The sequence below is a fragment of the Chitinophaga sp. 22308 genome (genome assembly GCF_052045305.1).
GTDB classification, from domain to species: domain Bacteria; phylum Bacteroidota; class Bacteroidia; order Chitinophagales; family Chitinophagaceae; genus Chitinophaga; species Chitinophaga varians_A.
Map to the genome: position 1 here is coordinate 228,324 of NZ_JBQEOP010000001.1, position 19,674 is coordinate 247,997.

Annotated in this window: 20 protein-coding genes; 15 read left to right on the forward strand and 5 right to left on the reverse strand. The window is 49.2% G+C overall.

The window, feature by feature from the left end:
* Positions 1-121 precede the first annotated feature (121 nt).
* The 6 genes from ACTJJS_RS00910 to ACTJJS_RS00935 all read left to right on the forward strand — a co-directional run bounded on the left by ACTJJS_RS00910 (position 122) and on the right by ACTJJS_RS00935 (position 5,620).
* Entirely contained in the window at positions 122-1,138 is a 1,017-nt protein-coding gene (locus tag ACTJJS_RS00910; RefSeq protein WP_440662065.1) for a hypothetical protein, read from the forward strand.
* An 84-nt stretch (positions 1,139-1,222) separates the two neighbouring features.
* Positions 1,223-1,618 carry an HYC_CC_PP family protein gene (locus ACTJJS_RS00915; RefSeq protein ID WP_168869743.1) on the forward strand — a complete coding sequence of 132 codons (396 nt, stop codon included), beginning with the start codon at positions 1,223-1,225 and terminating at the stop codon, positions 1,616-1,618.
* Positions 1,619-1,698: 80 nt separating this feature from the next.
* Positions 1,699-2,244: a heavy-metal-associated domain-containing protein gene (locus ACTJJS_RS00920; RefSeq protein ID WP_168869742.1), complete on the forward strand. Its 546-nt coding sequence runs from the start codon at positions 1,699-1,701 to the stop codon at positions 2,242-2,244.
* An 18-nt stretch (positions 2,245-2,262) separates the two neighbouring features.
* Complete coding sequence (locus tag ACTJJS_RS00925; protein ID WP_440662066.1) at positions 2,263-3,117, forward strand: hypothetical protein; 855 nt, start codon at positions 2,263-2,265, stop codon at positions 3,115-3,117.
* Positions 3,118-3,123: 6 nt separating this feature from the next.
* Positions 3,124-3,693 carry an AraC family transcriptional regulator gene (locus ACTJJS_RS00930; RefSeq protein ID WP_317166379.1) on the forward strand — a complete coding sequence of 190 codons (570 nt, stop codon included), beginning with the start codon at positions 3,124-3,126 and terminating at the stop codon, positions 3,691-3,693.
* 253 nt (positions 3,694-3,946) lie between these two features.
* A complete protein-coding gene (locus ACTJJS_RS00935) occupies positions 3,947-5,620 on the forward strand; it encodes a L,D-transpeptidase family protein (RefSeq protein WP_440662068.1) in 1,674 nt (557 codons plus the stop codon).
* 73 nt (positions 5,621-5,693) lie between these two features.
* On the opposite strand, the gene ACTJJS_RS00940 is transcribed toward ACTJJS_RS00935, so the two are convergent.
* Together ACTJJS_RS00940 and icd are read right to left on the reverse strand one after the other, a co-directional pair.
* Entirely contained in the window at positions 5,694-6,923 is a 1,230-nt protein-coding gene (locus ACTJJS_RS00940; RefSeq protein WP_343745258.1) for an NADP-dependent isocitrate dehydrogenase, read from the reverse strand.
* A gap of 286 nt (positions 6,924-7,209) precedes the next feature.
* On the reverse strand, positions 7,210-8,481 hold the full coding sequence (icd, locus tag ACTJJS_RS00945) for an NADP-dependent isocitrate dehydrogenase (RefSeq protein WP_168869738.1): 1,272 nt from the start codon (positions 8,479-8,481) through the stop codon (positions 7,210-7,212).
* Between the two features lie 190 nt (positions 8,482-8,671).
* Here icd and ACTJJS_RS00950 point away from each other — a divergent pair, with 190 nt between their 5' ends.
* The 6 genes from ACTJJS_RS00950 to ACTJJS_RS00975 all read left to right on the forward strand — a co-directional run bounded on the left by ACTJJS_RS00950 (position 8,672) and on the right by ACTJJS_RS00975 (position 13,188).
* Positions 8,672-9,277 (forward strand): SGNH/GDSL hydrolase family protein, encoded by a 606-nt coding sequence (locus ACTJJS_RS00950; protein ID WP_440662069.1) that lies wholly within the window; start codon positions 8,672-8,674, stop codon positions 9,275-9,277.
* A 43-nt stretch (positions 9,278-9,320) separates the two neighbouring features.
* Positions 9,321-9,989 (forward strand): FAD-binding oxidoreductase, encoded by a 669-nt coding sequence (locus tag ACTJJS_RS00955; RefSeq protein ID WP_168869736.1) that lies wholly within the window; start codon positions 9,321-9,323, stop codon positions 9,987-9,989.
* A 255-nt stretch (positions 9,990-10,244) separates the two neighbouring features.
* Positions 10,245-10,985 carry a LiaF transmembrane domain-containing protein gene (locus ACTJJS_RS00960; RefSeq protein ID WP_168869735.1) on the forward strand — a complete coding sequence of 247 codons (741 nt, stop codon included), beginning with the start codon at positions 10,245-10,247 and terminating at the stop codon, positions 10,983-10,985.
* Between the two features lie 48 nt (positions 10,986-11,033).
* The gene (locus tag ACTJJS_RS00965; protein WP_168869734.1) at positions 11,034-11,387 is read left to right on the forward strand and encodes a DUF4288 domain-containing protein; all 354 of its coding nucleotides are present in this window, start codon (positions 11,034-11,036) and stop codon (positions 11,385-11,387) included.
* A 21-nt stretch (positions 11,388-11,408) separates the two neighbouring features.
* Complete coding sequence (locus ACTJJS_RS00970) at positions 11,409-12,473, forward strand: sensor histidine kinase (protein WP_168869733.1); 1,065 nt, start codon at positions 11,409-11,411, stop codon at positions 12,471-12,473.
* Positions 12,451-13,188: a LytR/AlgR family response regulator transcription factor gene (locus ACTJJS_RS00975; RefSeq protein WP_168869732.1), complete on the forward strand. Its 738-nt coding sequence runs from the start codon at positions 12,451-12,453 to the stop codon at positions 13,186-13,188. Before ACTJJS_RS00970 ends, ACTJJS_RS00975 begins: the two co-directional genes overlap by 23 nt.
* Here ACTJJS_RS00975 and ACTJJS_RS00980 read toward each other — a convergent pair.
* Positions 13,183-13,572, reverse strand: a complete 390-nt coding sequence (locus ACTJJS_RS00980; RefSeq protein ID WP_343745255.1) for a thioesterase family protein — start codon at positions 13,570-13,572, stop codon at positions 13,183-13,185. The two genes, ACTJJS_RS00975 and ACTJJS_RS00980, sit on opposite strands and share 6 nt — an antisense overlap.
* 101 nt (positions 13,573-13,673) lie before the next feature.
* Here ACTJJS_RS00980 and ACTJJS_RS00985 point away from each other — a divergent pair, with 101 nt between their 5' ends.
* Both ACTJJS_RS00985 and ACTJJS_RS00990 read left to right on the forward strand, forming a co-directional pair.
* A complete protein-coding gene (locus tag ACTJJS_RS00985) occupies positions 13,674-14,099 on the forward strand; it encodes a MarR family winged helix-turn-helix transcriptional regulator (RefSeq protein WP_168869730.1) in 426 nt (141 codons plus the stop codon).
* A gap of 48 nt (positions 14,100-14,147) precedes the next feature.
* Positions 14,148-15,740 carry an MFS transporter gene (locus ACTJJS_RS00990; protein WP_440662071.1) on the forward strand — a complete coding sequence of 531 codons (1,593 nt, stop codon included), beginning with the start codon at positions 14,148-14,150 and terminating at the stop codon, positions 15,738-15,740.
* Between the two features lie 9 nt (positions 15,741-15,749).
* Here ACTJJS_RS00990 and ACTJJS_RS00995 read toward each other — a convergent pair whose 3' ends face one another.
* Together ACTJJS_RS00995 and ACTJJS_RS01000 are read right to left on the reverse strand one after the other, a co-directional pair.
* Positions 15,750-17,621 (reverse strand): Nramp family divalent metal transporter, encoded by a 1,872-nt coding sequence (locus ACTJJS_RS00995; RefSeq protein WP_440662072.1) that lies wholly within the window; start codon positions 17,619-17,621, stop codon positions 15,750-15,752.
* 82 nt (positions 17,622-17,703) lie between these two features.
* Entirely contained in the window at positions 17,704-18,363 is a 660-nt protein-coding gene (locus ACTJJS_RS01000; RefSeq protein WP_168869727.1) for a metal-dependent transcriptional regulator, read from the reverse strand.
* 129 nt (positions 18,364-18,492) lie between these two features.
* On the opposite strand from ACTJJS_RS01000, the gene ACTJJS_RS01005 reads away from it, so the two are divergent.
* Positions 18,493-19,443, forward strand: coding sequence for a hypothetical protein (locus ACTJJS_RS01005; RefSeq protein WP_440662073.1), 951 nt, complete (start codon positions 18,493-18,495; stop codon positions 19,441-19,443).
* Positions 19,444-19,674: the final 231 nt, after the last annotated feature.

A 19,674-nucleotide genomic window follows, 5' to 3' on the forward strand; every position in this document is an offset into this window, starting at 1 on the left:
GATAAATACCCTATATTGATAGCTGTTTTAACCCGTAACCTATATTTATGGAATGTGCCCTGTCGGTAATTGCGTTCCGCGGTTAGCCTAATCGTCCAAATAAATATTAACATCTTATACTATGAAACGTTTTATCCTTGTCGCCCTGCTGCTGCAATGCGCCTTTGCAAGCACTATTTACGCGCAAAACGAACCTGTAGAACAGGGAATGGTGCAGATTTTTGGAAATGAAGAAGGCGCCGCCTGGCTGAACGGTGGTGATTCCTGGCAAAATATTACCAAAGGGTATTACATGCCGATAGATCATATATTTTCCAACCCGGTGAAGGCCGGATATGTAAGACAGTACTATGTATTAGTTAGAATGGCGGATAATATGAGCTGTGGCAATATGCAATTCCGTTTTTGGTTTCCCTGGGCGCATAGGCCTGGCCATCAGTTTGATATTGGCAGGTCCTGGGGGGCTATCTACGAAGGTACCTTTTATGCCGTGCAGATACCGACTACTATTGCCCAGGCAGTAGCGGCAGGAACAAATGCGCAGGGCGCGAATTTATATTGGAGAATTGATGGCCGAATTGTCGGTTGTGACGGCGTTGGGTCTGCTGTTGCAAAAATATCCGGCATCTATCTGAGAGCTGTAGATGTTTATCAGGGAAGTACAGCTGCCGTAACGCTGAATACTGACGGTGAAAATGGAGTGTCCACAAAATATGTATTAGGCGGGACCTGGGGAACTATTGGCGTAAAAGAAGGAAAAGTCGGCATTGGTACTTTTAATCCTACTGCACTGTTGTCTGTCGCTGGTGATGTATATGCTAAAAGAGTAAAAGTAACCCAAAACGCTGCCGACTGGCCGGATTACGTGTTCCATCCTGATTATAAACTCCCTTCACTTGACAGTACCGCTGCTTTTATCAACGCCAACCGCCACCTGCCGGGCATACCTTCTGCGCAACAGGTAGCGCAAAACGGGCAGGATTTAGGGGAAATGAACCGGTTACTGCTGCAAAAAATAGAGGAGCTCACCTTGCATATGATTGAGGCGCGGGCAGAGAACAAAGCCTTAAAAGCAAGGGTGGAGCAGCTGGAAAAAGGGCAGGCATCTCCCGGAAAACAAAAAAGCAAAAAACGCTAACTGAATGTTAAAATAACCGGCGCATCCGGAAACTCACCTTGTCTGTCATAAAAAACAATTTATTGTAGTACTTTTGTACTTGACATGAAACGTTTTTTTGCCATATTTTTTGCTGTCCTGTACACGCTGTTAACCAGCGGGTTCACGGTAAACGTGCATTATTGCATGGGCAAACTGGCGTCCGTAAAATTGCAGAACGTCCCTGATGAGGACCAGTGCAAGAAATGCGGCCGGCCGGTAAAAAGTATGGACTGCTGTAAAAACGAGGTGAAATTCTGCAAGGTGACCACCTCCCATCAGGCGGCCAAAGCACTGCAGCAGGATGCGCCGGTAACGGTTGACTTACAACTGCCGGTAAAAATCCTGGACACTCCTTCCTTGTTGTCCCTACAGCTGGCACAAAGCAGCTATCCGCACGATCCGCCTGATATAGGCGCTGCTACGCCCGTTTTCCTCCGTAACTGTGTTTTTCTGATCTGATAACAGCTTCCTGTTACTGCTTTCCGCTGCGCGGAAGGCTGTATGTATTGCTGTATTCTTTAATTTATAAACATCAGATCATGAAAATATTATCCATTCTTTTACTCGCATTTGGTATCTCCTTTGGCGCCCAGGCGCAATATAAAAAAGCCAGTCTGCAGGCTTCCGGCCTCACCTGTGCCATGTGTTCACGCGCTACCCTGGAATCGCTCCAGACATTACCGTTTGTGGACAAAATAGATACAGACCTTGACAACACGACTTTTATCCTGCATTTCAAACCGGACGCAGCGGTCAATATCGACGCCATCAAACAGAAAGTGGAAGATGCCGGTTTTTCCGTAGGTAAACTGGTCGTGACTGCCAGCTTCAGCGACGTAAAGGTGCAAAACGACACCCACGTGCCTTTTGCAGGCAGCACGCTGCACTTTATGCATGTGAAGGACCAGGTGCTGAACGGTGATAAAGACATTACTGTCATCGATAAAGATTTTGTTTCTGCCAAACAGTTTAAAAAATACGCCACTGAAACCAGCATGTCCTGCTATAAGACAGGAGTGATGGCCGACTGCTGTACACCGCACGATGCCAAAGCTTCCAAAAGGATTTATCACGTCACTATTTAATCCTTACGGCTTCAGTATATGCGCAAATTTTTAATGATGGCTGTGGCGTTCTTTGCTTTCAGCCAGGTAACAACAGCACAGGAATTATACGTTAACACAGAGCCGGCCAGCAATATGGCGGCCAATTCACTCGGTATCCGGCTTACCAACAAGTTCTTCAAAATGGAGCATGATGGTACCACCGGTATGCGGTTTGAGCCGGAAGTGATGTGGGGTGTCAATAAAAGACTGATGGTGCATGCTATCGGTTATGCGGCCAATATGATGCAATCCTCCATCCGGATGGAAGGCGGCAGCGTCTATGCTAAATACCGTTTTCTGTCGCTGGACCAGCAACATGCACATTTCAGGATGGCGGCCTATGTAAAAGGTTCCGTCATTGACAATCCATATGTGCCGTCCACGCATGCCACCAAAAAGCCGTACGCCAATACAGACCTGGACCTGGAAGGGGCCACCTCCGGTGTGAGCGGCGGGGTTATCGCCACACAGCTGCTGCATAAGCTGGCACTGTCAACTACGTTGGGGTATTCCCGTTATATGAACAATATAAAGGACAATATCCCTGAAGGGTTCCCGAAAAATTCCGTAAATTATAGCCTGTCCGCAGGATATTTAGTGCTTCCGGTAAGATATAAGAACTTTAATCAGACCAATCTGAACCTGTATGTGGAGCTGTTGGGCAAAACCAATACAGACGTCGCAGGAAGAGGTTCTTATCTGGATATCGCGCCGGCTGTGCAGTTTATTTTCAACAGTACTACCCGGTTGGACCTTTCTTACCGCACACAACTCACAGGAGATATGGCGCGTAATTCATTCAACTCATTTATGGTACGTATTGAGCACAACATTTTTAACATTAAAAAATAAACCTGCGTGAAAACAGATCTGTTCATAAAAAATATGGTTTGTCCGCGCTGTATTAAAGTAGTCAAATCAGTGCTGGAGGCGGTCCCGCTTACAGTGACCGACATTCAGCTGGGAAAAGCTACCGTGGATGGAAAGGTTACTGAACAACAATTGCAGGCAGTTTCAGTTGCTTTGCAGGCGGAAGGCTTTCTACTGATAGACGATAAAAAACAGCAGCTGGTAGCTGCCATTAAAAACATCGTTGTAGAAACCGTCCACTATTCAGAGTTGGATGACATGAGAGAAAATTTCTCCTCGCTGTTGGCCGGTAAACTGCAGAAGGACTATCATTACCTGAGCAGCCTCTTTTCTGAAATGGAAGGAGTAACCATCGAACAATACATCATTCAACAAAAAATTGAACGGGTGAAAGAACTGCTGGACTACAACGAATTGAGTTTAAGTGAAATCAGTTATAAAATGGGGTACAGCAGCGTGGCGCACCTGTCGGCACAGTTTAAAAAAGTGACCGGCCTTACGCCCAGCCAGTTCAAGCAACTGAAAACGCCCAAGCGTATTCCCCTTGATAAACTATAATTGTTAGAAGTTAGTTGTTTTAGTTTTAGTTGAAAGAGAGGCTACTGCTCACCGTAGCCTCTTCTTTAAAAATCGTGGGAGATGAAAAAAGTATTATTGTCTGTCCTGAAATTCATACAGTCATTGTTCACCAAAAAAGAATGCTGCCGTTAAGGTTGTATCTGGTGCCGACAGTCATTGTCCCGGAGCGATTGCTCCGGGATTTTTATTTTTGGCATGGAAATTATATATCTTTACCCATCGATTTTTTCAGATGAAGTACAAGACTCTTATTTTTAGTTTGTTGTGCGGCTCCGGAATGTGTTTGTTGTTAGCCTGTGGACATGGAAAGAAGCACGCAACCCCCAAAAAGAAACAAATTGTCGCCAACATCCGGCAGCTGGACGAAGTGGTAAAAGAAAGCATTACCGAGAGGCTGTCAGCTATTCAGGACAACGATGGTGTGATGGAAGACAGTCTTCCCGCCTTCCGGCCTCAGGCCCTGCAGGACTTTTACAAGGAAAAGGAAAATGCCAGCCGCTGGTCGAAAGACGGTGTGCCTAACGCTGCCGCCGCTACGTTGCTAGATGCTATCAAACAGGCGGAAGACGTAGGCCTGCTTCCGGCGCATTATCATGAACCGGCGCTCAACACGGCCTGGCAGCAGCTCAGCAACGATCCGGCAGCTAAAAAAGATGCCGCCCTGTGGGCGCGTATGGACGTAATGCTCACCGACGCCTTTATGAGAATGGCGTCTGACCTGCGTTTCGGAGCAGCGCCGCGCGACAGCGTGACGCTGAAAGCCGACTCCCTTTTCACCGACGCACAGCTGACCGCCAAACTACACCAGGCACTGGAACAGGGCGAGGTGACCACCCTGCTGCATGACCTCGAACCTACGCATCCGGGTTATGTGGCGCTGAAAGAAGGCATTCGTTCCTTCAAGGAAAAATATGCCGCCTATCACTGGGACACCTTACCGTTGAACTACACAGACACGCCGGCTTTCCGGCTACTGGTGGTTGACCGGCTGGTGCAAAGCGGCCATCTGGACACTACCGGCAGGGAGATAGACAGCACCCTGCTGAAGACTGGCGTAAAAGCCTTCCAGAAAGAATTTAACATCTATCCGGACGGTGTGCCTGGCAAAAGGACGGTGATGGCCATGAACCGCTCGGTGCATGACTGGGTGATGCAGGCCGCTGTAAACCTGGACCGCTGGCGCAAACTGCCGGACACACTCCCCAGAACATATATCATGGTTAACCTGCCCGGCTATACGTTGCAGGTAGTGGACAGCGGGGAAGTGAAACTGGAATCGAGAGTGATAGTAGGTACGCCCCGTACCCGTACGCCTATTCTCAATTCCTACATGACCAACTTCATGCTGTACCCTTACTGGCGCGTGCCTTACAGCATTGTGTTCAAGGAAATGCTGCCCGCTATCAAGAAGAATGTCGGTTATCTGGCTTCTAAAAACCTGGAGGTGATCGATGCTTCCGGTAACGCCGTAGATCCGTCAACGATAGACTGGAGCAAACTGTCTAAAGGACATTTCCCTTATGTGCTGCGGCAAATGGACGGAGTGGACAATTCCCTGGGCATTATGAAATTTAACTTCCGTAACAAATACAGTGTATACCTGCATGACACCAATAACCGCGGACTGTTCAAAAACTCCATGCGTGCCATGAGCCATGGTTGTGTGCGGGTGCAGCAGTGGGACAGCCTGGCGCAGTACCTCGTTTCATCGCCGGACACGGCCAATCACAAAGGAGACAGCGTTCGGGCATGGATTGAGCGGGAAGAAAAGCGACAGGTAGATCTTACCCGCCGTGTTCCAATTTACTTCCGTTATTTTACAGCAGAAGGTAAAGAAGGCACACTGGTATTTTACGACGATATCTACGGAGAAGATAAAGTGGTGCGTAAACAGATGAAATTATAAGTACACGACTATACGAAAAGCAAAGCCCCGGTCCATGGACCGGGGCTTTGCTTTTATGACAGATAATTTTGCTTTATTTAGCCAGTTTCGCTTTCAGGGCTTTGTCCAGCTCTTCCAGGAATTCTTCTGTGTAGAGGTAGTGTTTGCCGTGCTCCACTTTATTGCCGTGGATACAAACTGCGAGGTCTTTGGTCATTTTGCCGCTTTCCACAGTTTCGATACAAACCTGTTCCAGTGCCTGGCAGAAGTTGATCAGTTCCTGGTTGTTGTCCAGTTTGCCACGGAATTCCAGACCACGGGTCCATGCGAAGATGGAAGCGATCGGGTTGGTGGAAGTTGGTTTACCGGCCTGGTGGTCGCGGTAGTGGCGGGTTACGGTACCATGGGCTGCTTCTGCTTCCATGGTTTTGCCATCAGGCGTAACCAGGGTGGAAGTCATCAGGCCGAGGGAACCGAAGCCTTGTGCAACGGTATCAGACTGAACGTCGCCATCATAGTTTTTACAAGCCCATACAAAGTTGCCATTCCATTTCAGGGCAGAAGCAACCATGTCATCGATGAGGCGGTGTTCGTAGGTGAGACCGGCAGCATCGAAGGCAGTTTTAAATTCCTGCTGGTAAATTTCTTCGAAAATATCTTTGAAACGACCATCATATTTTTTCAGGATGGTGTTTTTGGTGCTCAGGTACAGTGGCCATTTTTTCATCAGGGCCTGGTTGAAACAAGCACGGGCGAAGCCTTTGATGGATTCGTCGGTGTTGTACATTGCCAGTGCAACGCCGTCGCCTTTGAAGTTGTATACTTCATGTTCGATCACTTCACCGTTTTCACCTTCAAATTTGATGGTGAGTTTGCCTTTGCCTTTGGTCACAAAGTCAGTAGCGCGGTATTGGTCACCGAAAGCGTGACGGCCGATGCAGATAGGAGCAGTCCAGTTAGGCACCAGGCGTGGCACGTTTTTCATGACGATGGGCTCACGGAACACAGTACCATCCAGGATATTACGGATAGTGCCGTTCGGTGATTTCCACATTTGTTTCAGGTTAAATTCTTTTACGCGGGCTTCATCAGGAGTGATAGTTGCGCATTTGATACCAACGCCTGTTTCGCGGATAGCGTTAGCTGCATCAATAGTCACCTGGTCGTTGGTCGCATCACGATGTTCCATGCCCAGGTCAAAATATTTGATTTCTACGTCCAGATATGGAAGTATCAGTTTGTCCTTAATGAATTTCCAGATGATCCGTGTCATCTCGTCTCCATCCAGTTCTACCACCGGATTAGCTACTTTAATTTTTGACATTACGGTTTTTTTTAAAAAATTAGATTAAAAGCAACAAAAACGAACAACTATTCAAGCAAGTCCCTAAAAGGGATAATCACGAAAAATACGAATAGCTGGGAAAATTACAAAACATTTTCATAAGATGGCTTGTAAAGGGCTTTCTGCCAGATGTTCATTGCATCAACAATATACAATAAGAAAGCAAAGGAGTGAAGATCTCCCTGTAATGATTATGTTAATACATAATATAACCATTACAGATAGATCCACTCCTTTGCTTGTGTATCTGTCTGAAAGACGGGTATTAGTGTTGCATTTGTTTGATCACTTCGTCCGCGAATTCGCTGGTTTTTACCAGGGTGGCGTCGTCCATCAGGTTGTAGAAGTCGATGGTAACGCGTTTGCGGGCGATGGCAGTGCTCAGGCCATGCACGATGATATTGGCTGCTTCTTTCCAGCCCATGTATTCGAGCATCATTACCCCGCTGAGGATAACGGAAGACGGGTTCATGGTGTTGGTGTTGGCGAAGCGTGGCGCAGTACCGTGTGTGGCTTCAAACACAGCATGACCGGTGAGGTAGTTGATATTGGCGCCCGGAGCGATACCAATGCCACCTACTGCAGCAGCCAGTGCGTCGGAGATATAGTCACCGTTGAGGTTGAGCGTAGCTACTACTGAGTAGTCCTGAGGAGCCAGCAGTATCTGTTGCAGGAAGTTGTCCGCGATCACGTCTTTGATCAGCAGTTTACCTTCTGCGATAGCTACTTTCAGTTCTTTATTGGCAGCTTCTTCGTTTTGGTCTTTTTTGGTTTGTTCCCACTGTTCCCAGGTGTACACTTTATCACCAAATTCTCTTACCGCCAGTGCATAGCCCCAGTTTTTGAAGCCGCCTTCGGTGAATTTCATGATGTTACCTTTGTGTACGAGGGTAACGGAAGGACGTTTATGCTCGAGTGCATAGAGGATGGCAGCGCGTACCAGTCTCTCGGTACCTTCGATAGACACCGGTTTGATGCCGAGGGAAGAAGTTTCCGGGAAACGGATTTTTTTCACGCCCATTTCATTCTGCAGGAAGTTGAGCAATTTTTCACATTCAGGCGTACCTGTCATGTATTCGATACCGGCATAGATATCTTCTGTGTTTTCGCGGAAGATCACCATGTCTACTTTCTCAGGATGTTTTACCGGAGAAGGCACTTTGTTGAACCAGCGCACCGGCCTTACACAGGCGTACAGGTCCAGCTCCTGGCGCATGGCCACGTTCAGAGAACGCATACCGCCACCTACCGGGGTAGACAGAGGGCCTTTAATAGACACCAGGTACTCTTTCAACGCATCGAGCGTTGCAGCAGGCAACCATTCGCCGGTTTCCTGGAAGGCTTTTTCGCCTGCCAATACTTCTTTCCATTCAATTTTCCGCTCGCTACCATAGGCTTTTTCCACAGCTGCGTCGAATACACGGACGCTGGCTTTCCAGATATCCGGACCAATTCCGTCGCCTATAATAAATGGTATGATTGGGTGGGTAGGGACCTGTAACAGGCCATTGTTCATCGATATTTTTTCTGCCGGCATAAAACGGTTTCTTTATGCGTTAACTTAATTGTTGTAATCGGGTGCAAAGGTACGGCATTCCGGTTTAAGGCGGGTGAACTTTTGCTTAAATCTGTGTGAAAAAGAGAGTGTATATAACTTTTTGCTTATGTTAAGATTAATGCTATTTTGCTGTTCCTTTTTTTGTCACAACAAAATTGCAGATACCCTTATGGTCCCATATTCTTTCCTGGCGCTGGGTGACAGCTATACTATCGGTGAAAGCGTAGCGGAAACGGAACGTTTCCCGGCGCAGACGGTCCGGCTGCTCCGTCAAAAAGGCATCGCCGTCAATGATGCTAAAATAGTGGCCACCACCGGATGGACCACCGACGAACTGGAAAAGGGCATCCGGGAAGCGCGTATTACCGGCACTTTCGACCTGGTGACGCTGCTGATAGGGGTCAATAACCAATACCGCGGCCGCAGCCTGGAGGAATACCGGGAGCAGTTTACGGAGCTGCTGCAACAGGCCATCGACTTTGCCGGTCATCAGCCGTCGCATGTGATAGTGCTCTCCATCCCCGACTGGGGCGTGACGCCCTTTGCGGCAGACCGCGACCGGGCCGCCATTGCCCGGGAAATAGACGCTTTTAATACGGCTGCCAAAACCATCGCAGCGGCGCACGGCGCCCACTGGCTGGACATCACGCCCTATACCCGGGAAGCCGCCCGGGACACCTCACTGGTGGCTGCCGACGGCCTTCATCCTTCCGGGAAAGACTACGCCCGCTGGGCCGCAGACCTCGCCGGGCTTGCTGCGCATATACTGCGTTGAGCAAAAAATATCCTATATTCATATTAAACTGAAAACCTACTCTATGGAAAGCCATATCGTTAAAGTATTGTCCGTAACCCCTGTCACTCACAACGTAAGACGCTACAAGGTAGAAAAGCCGGAAGGATACACGTTTGTCCCCGGTCAGGCCACGGAAGTGGCAGTGAACAAGCCCGGATGGGAAGAAGAACGCCGTCCCTTTACATTTACCAGTCTGAATGAATGGGACCACCTGGAATTCACCATTAAAAGTTATCCCGACCATCACAGCGTTACCGACCTGCTGGGGCATATCCAGCCAGGCGACAGCCTGATCCTGCACGATGTATGGGGAGCCATCCACTATAAGGGAGAAGGCGTTTTTATTGCGGGCGGCGCCGGCGTTACCCCGTTTATCGCCATTTTCCGCGACCTGCAACGCAAAGGACAACTGGGCAACAATAAACTGATTTTCTCTAACCGTACCTATGCTGATATTATTCTTAAAGAAGAATTTCAGCAAATGTTGGGTAACAACTTCATTAATACCATCACCAGGGAAGAAGTGCCGGGCTACGACCACCATATCGTAGATGAAGCATACCTTAAAAGGAAGATTTCCAATTTTGACCAGCATTTTTATATCTGTGGGCCCGACCCAATGGTGCAGCAGCTCCGGGAAGTGCTGGAGAAACTCTCCGGCAAGGCAGATCTTGTAACGATCGAAATCTAGCCCCAGGGCTAAAGCCCTGGGCTACGTTTAGTTTGCCAGCAGTTAATATTCACCTTCATGATTCATTTTCTTGCCTAATAAATCCCTTAATGTAGCCCAGGACTTCAGTCCTGGGACAGCAGAGGGTATTTTCACCGGCCTTTTCCTGCTTTTTACCGGTAAAACCGCATTTTTAGCCTAATGGCCCTTTTACAGCCGGTGCTGCCGTCCTACTTTTGTATTGTTAAAACATTCCAGCCATGAAAACAAAAAACAATGATAAATGATGATTTGATCGCCAAAAGAAAGAGAGGACGCAGTATTGGCGGTATTATCCTTATCCTCATCGGTACTTCCCTGCTGTTGCAGCGACTTGACCTGGATATCCCCAGCTGGATATTCTCCTGGCAGATGATCCTGATCGTAATAGGCCTGGCACTGGGCTTCAAACATAACTTCAGAGGCGGTCCCTGGTTTGCCATGATCACCGTAGGCGGCATTTTCCTGGCAGGTGAAATTATGCACTGGCCTTATAACACGGCCAAGTTTATCTGGCCGGTCGTACTGATCGCCATCGGGGTAACGGCCTTATTTAAAAGGCATAACGAACACATGTTCAGCGATGCCCGGTATTTCGCGAAAGACCGTACCAGCAGTGACATCTCTTCTGACATGGACACCATCAACATATCATCCTGTTTCAGTGGCCTCGAAAAGGTGGTCACCTCCAAAAACTTCAAAGGCGGCTATGTCTCCAACGTATTTGGCGGTACGGACCTCAACCTGATGCAGGCAGACATCAACGGTACTGTGACGCTAGAAGTGACCGCCATCTTTGGTGGATGTGAGATTGTGGTGCCGGCCAACTGGACCGTGAAAGTAGACATCTCTACCATTATGGGCGGCGTAGAGGAAAAACGCCCGGCCGCCCTGCTGGGAAGTATTGATAAAGACAAAGTATTGCTGCTGAAAGGCTCCTGTATCTTCGGCGGAGTGGAGATCAAAAGCTTCGCTTAAAAGGACCTTACCAGCGCATTATCTTACCAACTTTTTAAATCTTATTGTATGTATTGGTTTGTTGCTAAAGTAGTTTATCAGATCATTTGCGGTAATGGCTCTCATACGCCGCAATTCGATGAACAGTTGAGACTGATCAGCGCCATCTCCAAAAAAGAGGCCTGGGAGAAAGCAAGGGAAATCGGAATGCAGGAACAATATGCCTTCAAAAACCAACAACAGGAACTGGTGCAATGGAAGTTCATCAACGTACCGGAAGTATATACCCTTGATCAACTGACAGACGGCATGGAGCTGTATTCCCGCATAGAAGAACCAGGAGATCCCAATTCCTATATCGCCTGGTTGCAGATGAAATCCGCACAATTGCAGGGACAACAATATATTGAAGTGAACGTCTAAAAAGACAAAAAAGGCGCGCTATTGGCAAAAGAATTATACAAAGGAAACTCCCGGTGGAGTTTCCTTACCTCCTTCCTGATCTGGCTGGTGTTGTATGCAGCCCTGCTGTATTACTGGTTTGATCTGACCGCATGGCAGGCTATTTCGGACAGTTCCGTACACGTTGTCCTGCTGGGCGGCGCCGGTTTCCTGATCAGCCGTAACCTGTCGTACTACCGTCCGGGCGCCGGCATCAACAAGTTTCTGTATGTAACGGTGGTAAGTTCCGTGATGGCCGCCCTTTGGGTATTCTTCACCCACTGGCTGCTGGAAACCACCTTTGATACCGACCCTGTATACCTGCGCTGGCTTAATAATGCCATCCCGATCCATTTTATTGTGGGATGTATGATCATCGCCGGTATTGGCTACCGTAGCCAGCTCTGGTACGATGAAGAAGAGGAGCAGGGCGAAAGGGAAAGGAGAGAGGCCAACGAAGCCATTATCCGGGAGGCTGAATTGTACAAGCTGCGGCAACAGTTACAGCCACACTTTCTGTTCAACAGCCTCAACTCTATCAACGCGCTCATTATGCTGCGTCCGGAGCAGGCCCGTGAAATGGTGCTCAAACTGTCCGACTTCCTCCGTGGCTCCCTGAAACGGGAAGACGACCACTGGATCTCTCTGAAAGAAGAACTACAGTATCTCCAGTTATATCTCGATATCGAGAAAGTGAGATTCGGACATCGTTTATCCACCAGCGTTAGTTACGATGAGGCAGCGGAAGCGATGTATGTGCCGCCCATGCTGCTGCAGCCGGTGGTGGAAAACGCCATTAAATTTGGTCTGTATGATACGGTAGGGGATATCTGTATTACAATCAGGGCGTATGTGGAAGACGGGATGTTGCTGCTGGAAGTGAAAAACCCGTTTGACAACGAACTGCAGCAGCCCAATAAAGGCACCGGTTTCGGGCTCACCTCTATCAGGCGGAGGCTGTACCTGCTGTTTGCGCGGCAGGACCTGCTGGAAACAGGCGCTGAGGAAAATATTTATACCACGCTGATTAAAGTACCACAAACACATGATAAAAGCAGTAATAATTGATGATGAACCTCTGGCACGTGAAGTGGTAAAGGAATTCCTGTCAGGCTATCCGCAGGTGCAGCTGATGCAGGAATGCAACGATGGTTTTGAAGGACTGAAAGCTATTCAGCAACACCAGCCGGACATTATCTTCCTCGATATCCAGATGCCGAAGATCACCGGTTTTGAGATGCTGGAACTGGTAGAAACCATGCCTGCCGTGATATTCACCACCGCTTTTGAAGAGCATGCGCTCCGTGCTTTTGAAGTACATGCTGTGGATTACCTGCTGAAACCCTTTTCCCGCGATCGTTTTGACAAAGCCTTTCAGAAATGGCTGGAGCAACATAACAGCAATGCCGCCGCTACGGCCGCACTGCTGGAAACAGCCGCTGCCACGCCATTACAAAACAACCGCGTAGTGATCAAGATCAACGGGAAAATTAAGATCATCCCGGTGCAGGATATTCACTACCTGGAAGCAGCAGATGATTATGTGAAGATTGTGACGCAGGAAGGCAGTTTCCTGAAAAACAAAACCATGTCGTTTTTTGAGCAGACGCTGGACCCGCAGCAGTTTACCCGGGTACACCGTTCGTATATTCTGAATGTGAACCAGGTAACGCGCATTGACCCTTATGAGAAGGAAAACCACCTGGCCATTCTGCGCAGCGGCGCCCGGGTGCTGGTGAGCAAAACCGGCTATCCCCGCCTGAAAGCGGCACTGGGCTTATAAAGCGGCAAAACGCCGTTCCAGTTTCTCTTTAAGCAGTATTTTCTGTGCCTGTGTGCCGCGTGCTATGAGCCGGTTGCCCACATGCGCTTCATAACTGCATATGATTTCATTTCCCTGCAAAGCGGTGATGGTAGCGGTAAAATGTACTTCGCTGCCTTGCAGGGCCGGTGAAAGATGTTCTACGGTCAGCATGGTGCCGATTCCCTCCTCTTCTTCTGTTTTCATTTCCAGTACAAACATGCGGCAACACCACTCTGCATCACGGCCCAGGGCAAAGGTGGCATACACGGGATGTACCCGGCCGCTGTCAAAAGCAGCACAGTCTTCTGCCCGTACGTGACGGGTAAAGTGTTTCACATCGCCCGGCTGAAAGATGCTTCGCATAATTCGGTTTTTGTCTCTCAAGTTAAGTTATTCCCGTAATATCATTTAGTTGAATATTCAACTAAATTTCGTACTTTTGTATAGTTAAAACAAACGAGACAATGGACCAGTCACCACGGATCAGCTTATTAATTTCCCAGGCGCTGGGGCTTTACCGGTTGCGCATCAATGCACTGCTGGCGCAGCATGGGATTGATCTCACGTCCGAAATGGTGACCGTTCTGCGGGTGCTGTGGCAACGGGAAGGGCGTAAACAGCAGGAGCTGGCAGATCTGTTGCATAAAGACAAGGCCAGCATTACCAAGGTTATCCACAACATGGAAAAAAGAGGCCTCGTGGCCCGTGCAGCTGATGAAACCGATGCCCGCAATAAAAAAATCGTGCTGACACACAGCGGGCAGGCCCTGAAAATGAAAGTATTGCCGGTGCTGGACCCGTTCCTGGACAGTCTCACGGCAGACTTTGATGAAAAAGAACTGGCTGCCGCCAGAGCGGTGCTGTCTGCCATAATCCGCCGGCTGCAATAAAAAAATTTACCTAAATAGTTGCACGTTCAACGATAAATCATTCCTCCTATGGCTTATGCATTGTCACCATACCGATCATTTGTGCCAAAAGCGGTAAAAGGGCCGTCGATGGTCCTGTTGATCATCCTCCAGGCTTTTGTGCTGGGCATCACCAGCACTACGGCATCGCGGCTGGCGGCGTTTTACGGGATAGCGCCGGAAACGGTCGTATGGTTTTCGCAGGCCGGCGCCATCGGAATGGTAGCCATCATTCCGGTATACTACCGGCTGCGGCTGTATTTTCAGAAATCGGATTTGTTGCAGCTGGCGCTGGGGTTGCAGATAATACTGTCGTTGTTGTGTTTTACGGTCAACAATGCCTCTTTGCTGCTGGTCAGTAATTTTTTCATCGGTATGCTGAAGCTGGCCTGCCTGCTGGATTTCATCTCTTTGTTGACCAATGAGTATCCTGTTATGCGCCACAGGGCGATGTTTTACGGGATCTATTATACCATTGCCCGTTTTGGGGGAGAACTAGCGGATATTTTTGTGGACCCTGTACTGGGAGATCATGACTGGCGCGACATCTATCTGATATCCGCAGTGGCGGCGGGCATATGCATAGTACTGTGTGCGCTGTTGTTTCACCGCCGGCGGACACACCGTCGAATACCGCTGTACCAGGTGGATTGGCTTAGCATGTTGTTGTTTGTGACCGCAGCATTTCTTTTTTCGTATGTGCTGACGTATGGTAAGACACTGGATTGGTTTGATGATGACACCATGGTGTATGCGCTGCTGGGATGCGGTATTACCGTTGTGTTATTCATATACCGGCAGCTCCGTGTGAAGCGGCCGTTCTGGGACCTCAGGGTATTTGGTCTTTACCGGCAGGTGCCGTTGGGTATTGCTTTCATGGTGGTATTGTACGTGTTTTACAGCACTGGTTTCCTGTTCAACTATTACGCCGGGTATAATTTCCGGGAGCAGGAAAATTACCTGTCGCAGATGGCTGTTATCACGTTGTGTGCTTATATGATCAGTTTCCCGTTGACCGGCTGGCTGCTTTACAAAGGGGTACAACGGCGTGTCATGCTGAGCATTGGTTTTATGCTGTATAGCGGCTCGCTGTATCTTTTCAGCCGTAATATTCAAACTGCGGCTGCCTTTGAAGCGTTGGTGATACCGTACGGGATGCAGGGCATGGCTTATGGCCTGGTGCTGACCACTCTTTCCACTTTTGCGGCCACCAATATACCGCGGCGTATGAACGGCCACCGGGTGATGGGCAGTTTATCCTTCCGGTACATTATCGGTTCCTTTGCTGGTTACGCTTTGTACAGCAACTGGTTGTTCAGGGACACCGTTACCCATGCCTCCTGGCTGTCCGAAAGCCTCACTACCGATAATCCATTGTACAGCAGGGAGCTGGGCAGTTTCAGGGCTTTATACCTTTCACACGGGATGGACGTGCAGCGCGCCACGCTGGCGGCGCAGGCCATGGTACAAAAGAAACTGCAGCTGCAGGCCATGCTCGTAAGTATACGTGACATCGCATTGTATGTAGCCGTTATCGCAGCCATAGCGGCCGTATTGGTGCTGCTGGTGCGCCGGTTCGAAATGCACGAAGTGGCGTCGAAAAACAAATATAAAATCGTATAGTCGTAGCAGTTACTGCACCACCAGCACCGGTACTTTTACAAAGTGGCGTACCTGGTTGGCCGTTTCCCCGTATATCCAGTCTTTGATGCCTTTGTGGCCATGGCCGCCGAGCACGAGGAAGTCTGCTTTTTCATGGTTCACGATGCGGGCAATTTCCTTGGCACGGTGACGGAAGCCGAGCATGCCACGGGCTTTGATGCCGCGGCTGTTCAGCAGCGCCAGGTAAGTGTCCAGCTGTTCCTGGTCTTTGCGTGTTTCGAAGTCGTCGGATTCTGTCCCGAAGTATTTGGCGGACGCGCTTTCCACGATGTGTATCAACAGGTACTCCGTATGCTCGTTACCGTGAGCAATGGCATTGGAGATGATCTGTTCGTCTTTTTTGCTGAACTCCAGTGCCATGGCGATGCGTTTGTATTCCGGCTTTTCCAGTTCTCCGAGGGACACCTGCGGCGTATGGATACCGCCGGACGTTTCCTGGCGGTAGCGGCTGATAAGCGGGTATATCACGGTTACGATCAGCAGCACCACAAAGCCGATAGAGGCCAGGATGATGATGCCGTCGATGAAAACATTACCGTTGCCGGAAATGTAGCCCATTGCTTCTGTGTACACCATGCGCATATTCAAATATACCAACAAAGCAGTGATGGCCCAGCTAAGTACTTTAGTGACGGGTTTGATGGCGAATTTGCCCATCGTGTGTTTATCGCTCACGAAGTGGATCAGGGGGATGATAGCGAAGCCCAGCTGCATGCTCAGCAGTACTTGGCTGAAGACCAGCAGGGCGCCTACCTGGTTTTCCCCGGCGATAAGGATAACCAGGAAAGCCGGCACGATGGCCAGCAGGCGGGTCAGCAGCCGGCGCAGCCATGGATTGATGCGCAGGTGCAGGTAACCTTCCATGATGATCTGCCCGGCGAGGGTGCCGGTCACGGTGCTGCTCTGTCCTGCGGCAATCAGCGCCACAGCGAAGAGGATGGGCGCGAGCTTACTGCTCAGTAACTGTTCCAGCAGCTGATGGGCGTCCTGTATTTCCGCAATGTCCGTGCGTCCGGTTTTAAAGAATACCGCTGCCGCCAGGATGAGAATGGCGGCGTTGACAAGGAAAGCAAGATTGAGCGCGATGGTGCTGTCCACAAAGTTAAGTTTCAGCGCCTGTTTGATGCCTGCGTCGTCCCGTTTGATCTTGCGTGTTTGCACCAGTGCGGAGTGCAGGTAAAGGTTATGCGGCATCACGGTGGCGCCAATGATACCGATAGCAATATACAGCGCGGTATTATCGGGGATGGAAGGGATGAAGCCCTGTGCCACCTCCCGCATATCCGGTTTGGCCATGACCAGTTGCACCATAAAGGAAACGCCTACGATAGCGACGAGTGCCACGATAAAGGCTTCCATTTTGCGGATGCCGTAACGTTGTAATACGAGCAGCAGGAACGTGTCCAGTACGGTGAGGCTGACGCCCCATATCAGCGGCAGGCCGGTGAGCAGTTGCAGCCCGATGGCCATGCCCAGCACCTCTGCCAGGTCAGTGGCCGCAATGGCCACTTCCGCCAGGAGGTAGAGGATGAAGTTAACGCTGCGCGGATATGTTTCCCTGTTGGCCTGCGCCAGGTCGCGGCCACGAACGATGCCCAGCCGGGCGCTGAGGCTTTGCAGCAGCAAGGCCATCAGGTTGCTCATTAACAGTACCCATATCAGTTTATAGCCATACTGGCTGCCGCCGGCGAGGTCGGTGGCCCAGTTGCCGGGGTCCATATAACCTACGCTGACAAGATAGGCAGGCCCGAAAAAGGCGAACAGCTTTTTCCACTTTGATTTATTGCTGGTATCTATGCTCTGATGTACCTCACTCAGCGACGTTGCACGATTGTAGTCCATAATTAATTCAATTACGAATTGCGAATTACGAATTACGAATGCGGGCCCCTTCGTTGGCCGTAATTCGTAATTCGTAATTTTTTTAAACGGGTCTTACCATGATATTTTTAGCCACCTGCTCACTGATGGTGAGAGAAGGCGCGTGTTTCATTTTTATTTCGATGGAATTGTCGTATTCATAATGCGTGACAATTTCCAGTTGCGTGCCGAGGCGGATACCTTTGGCGTTCAGAAAGGCCAGCAGGGCCACTGACTGGTCTGTAACGGCAGTGACCACCAACCGCTTGGCGTTGGCCTGGTCCAGTGAAGTCTGCGGGCGTGGTTTGGCCATCCGGCCGTGTGCATCGGGGATAGGATCTCCATGCGGATCTACCGTCGGATTGCCCAGGTATTCACTGAGCCGGGTGGTCAGTTTTTCGCTGCGCACATGTTCCAGTTCTTCGGCCAGCTCATGTACTTCTTCCCAGCTGAAAGCCAGCTTGTCTACCAGGAAACACTCCCACAGCCGGTGACGGCGCACAATCTGCAGGGCGGTTTTGCGGCCTTCCGTGGTCAGGGTGATCCCTTTATATTTTTCATAGTCTATCAGTTGTTTCTCTTTTAACTTCTTAGCCATGTCGGTTACAGAGGCCGGTTTGGTGTCCAGTTCGTATGCCAGTCCGTTGGTGGTAACGGCTGTATCCCCTTCCTGGAGCTTATATATGGCCTTCACGTAGTTCTCTTCTGCAATGGATAAGTTCATATCGTCTAAAATATTATTTAGACAAATCTAAATAATTATATTGAACTTTTCTCCATCCGGTATGTTTTTTGATTTTAGCTGCGCACATATAAAAATTATATCTAACTTTTCGCCCTGAATCAACTTTTCATGAAGCGTTACCTGTTATTATTATTGACAATTGTTGCACTGGCAGCCTGCAAATCCAAAAAGAAACCTGGCAGAGGCGCTGATGAGCCCATGACATTCGAAGACTTCCAGGAATTGTTTACCCCCGGAACATTACCGTATAAACTCAATGCAGACACCCTGCAGCTGAAACAGGCCGATTCACTGGCCGTTGGCGTGGCAGATGTGAGCCGCTTCCTGACAGACACGCTTCTGAAGGGTGACTATGGTAAAACGGAAAAGGTAAAACTGTTTCCACTGGCCCGTATCCAGGGAAACCTGACCAACTACATGGTTATTAAAGCGGTGGGCCGCACACAGAGCACCGGTTATCTCTGTATACTCGACAAAAAAGGAAAATACCTGAACCGTTTGCGTATAGCCAACACCGGTAGTGCGGACGGTACTGTTGTCTCCACTTCCATCGACAGCAAAAATGTGATCAAGGTAAGCTCGGAGAAAAAACTGAGCGGCAGCAATACCGCCCTGAAAGAAGATTTTTATGCGGTGGGCAAAGATGGTTCAGTACAGTTGATCATGACCAATTCCAATGGCCCTACCACACCGGGCCAGATCTTCAATCCCATCGATACATTGCCGCGCAAACATAAATTCTCCGGTGATTATACTTCCGGCGACATGAGCCTGATCTCCATCCGGGATGGTGAGGACGGAAAAACTTTCCAGTTTTTCATCACTTTCTCTAAAGACAACGGCAACTGTAAAGGAGAACTGAGTGGTAAAGGCCATTATATAGCCGGTAACAGAGGGGAGTTTAAAGACAAGGAATCGTCCTGCGGCATTGCCTTCCAGTTCTCCGCAGGCAGGGTTACCATCCGGGAAATAGGCGGCTGCGGCGCGTACCGCGGCATTAAATGTTTCTTTGAAGGGAACTATGCTAAAAAAGCAGAGAAGAAGAAAAAGAAAGTGTAGGAATTTTTTGATTTTATAGATCGATAAAAGAGAAGACCGAAGCAAGTATTCACTCGCTTCGGTCTTCTCTTTTTATTCCGAAATCAAAAAATTCGTAAATCAGAAAATCATTAAATTTTTTCCAAAAAAAAAGCCACTCAGTATTACTGAATGGCTTCGTATGTGGGAGCTACTGGATTCGAACCAGTGACCCTCTGCTTGTAAGGCAGATGCTCTGAACCAGCTGAGCTA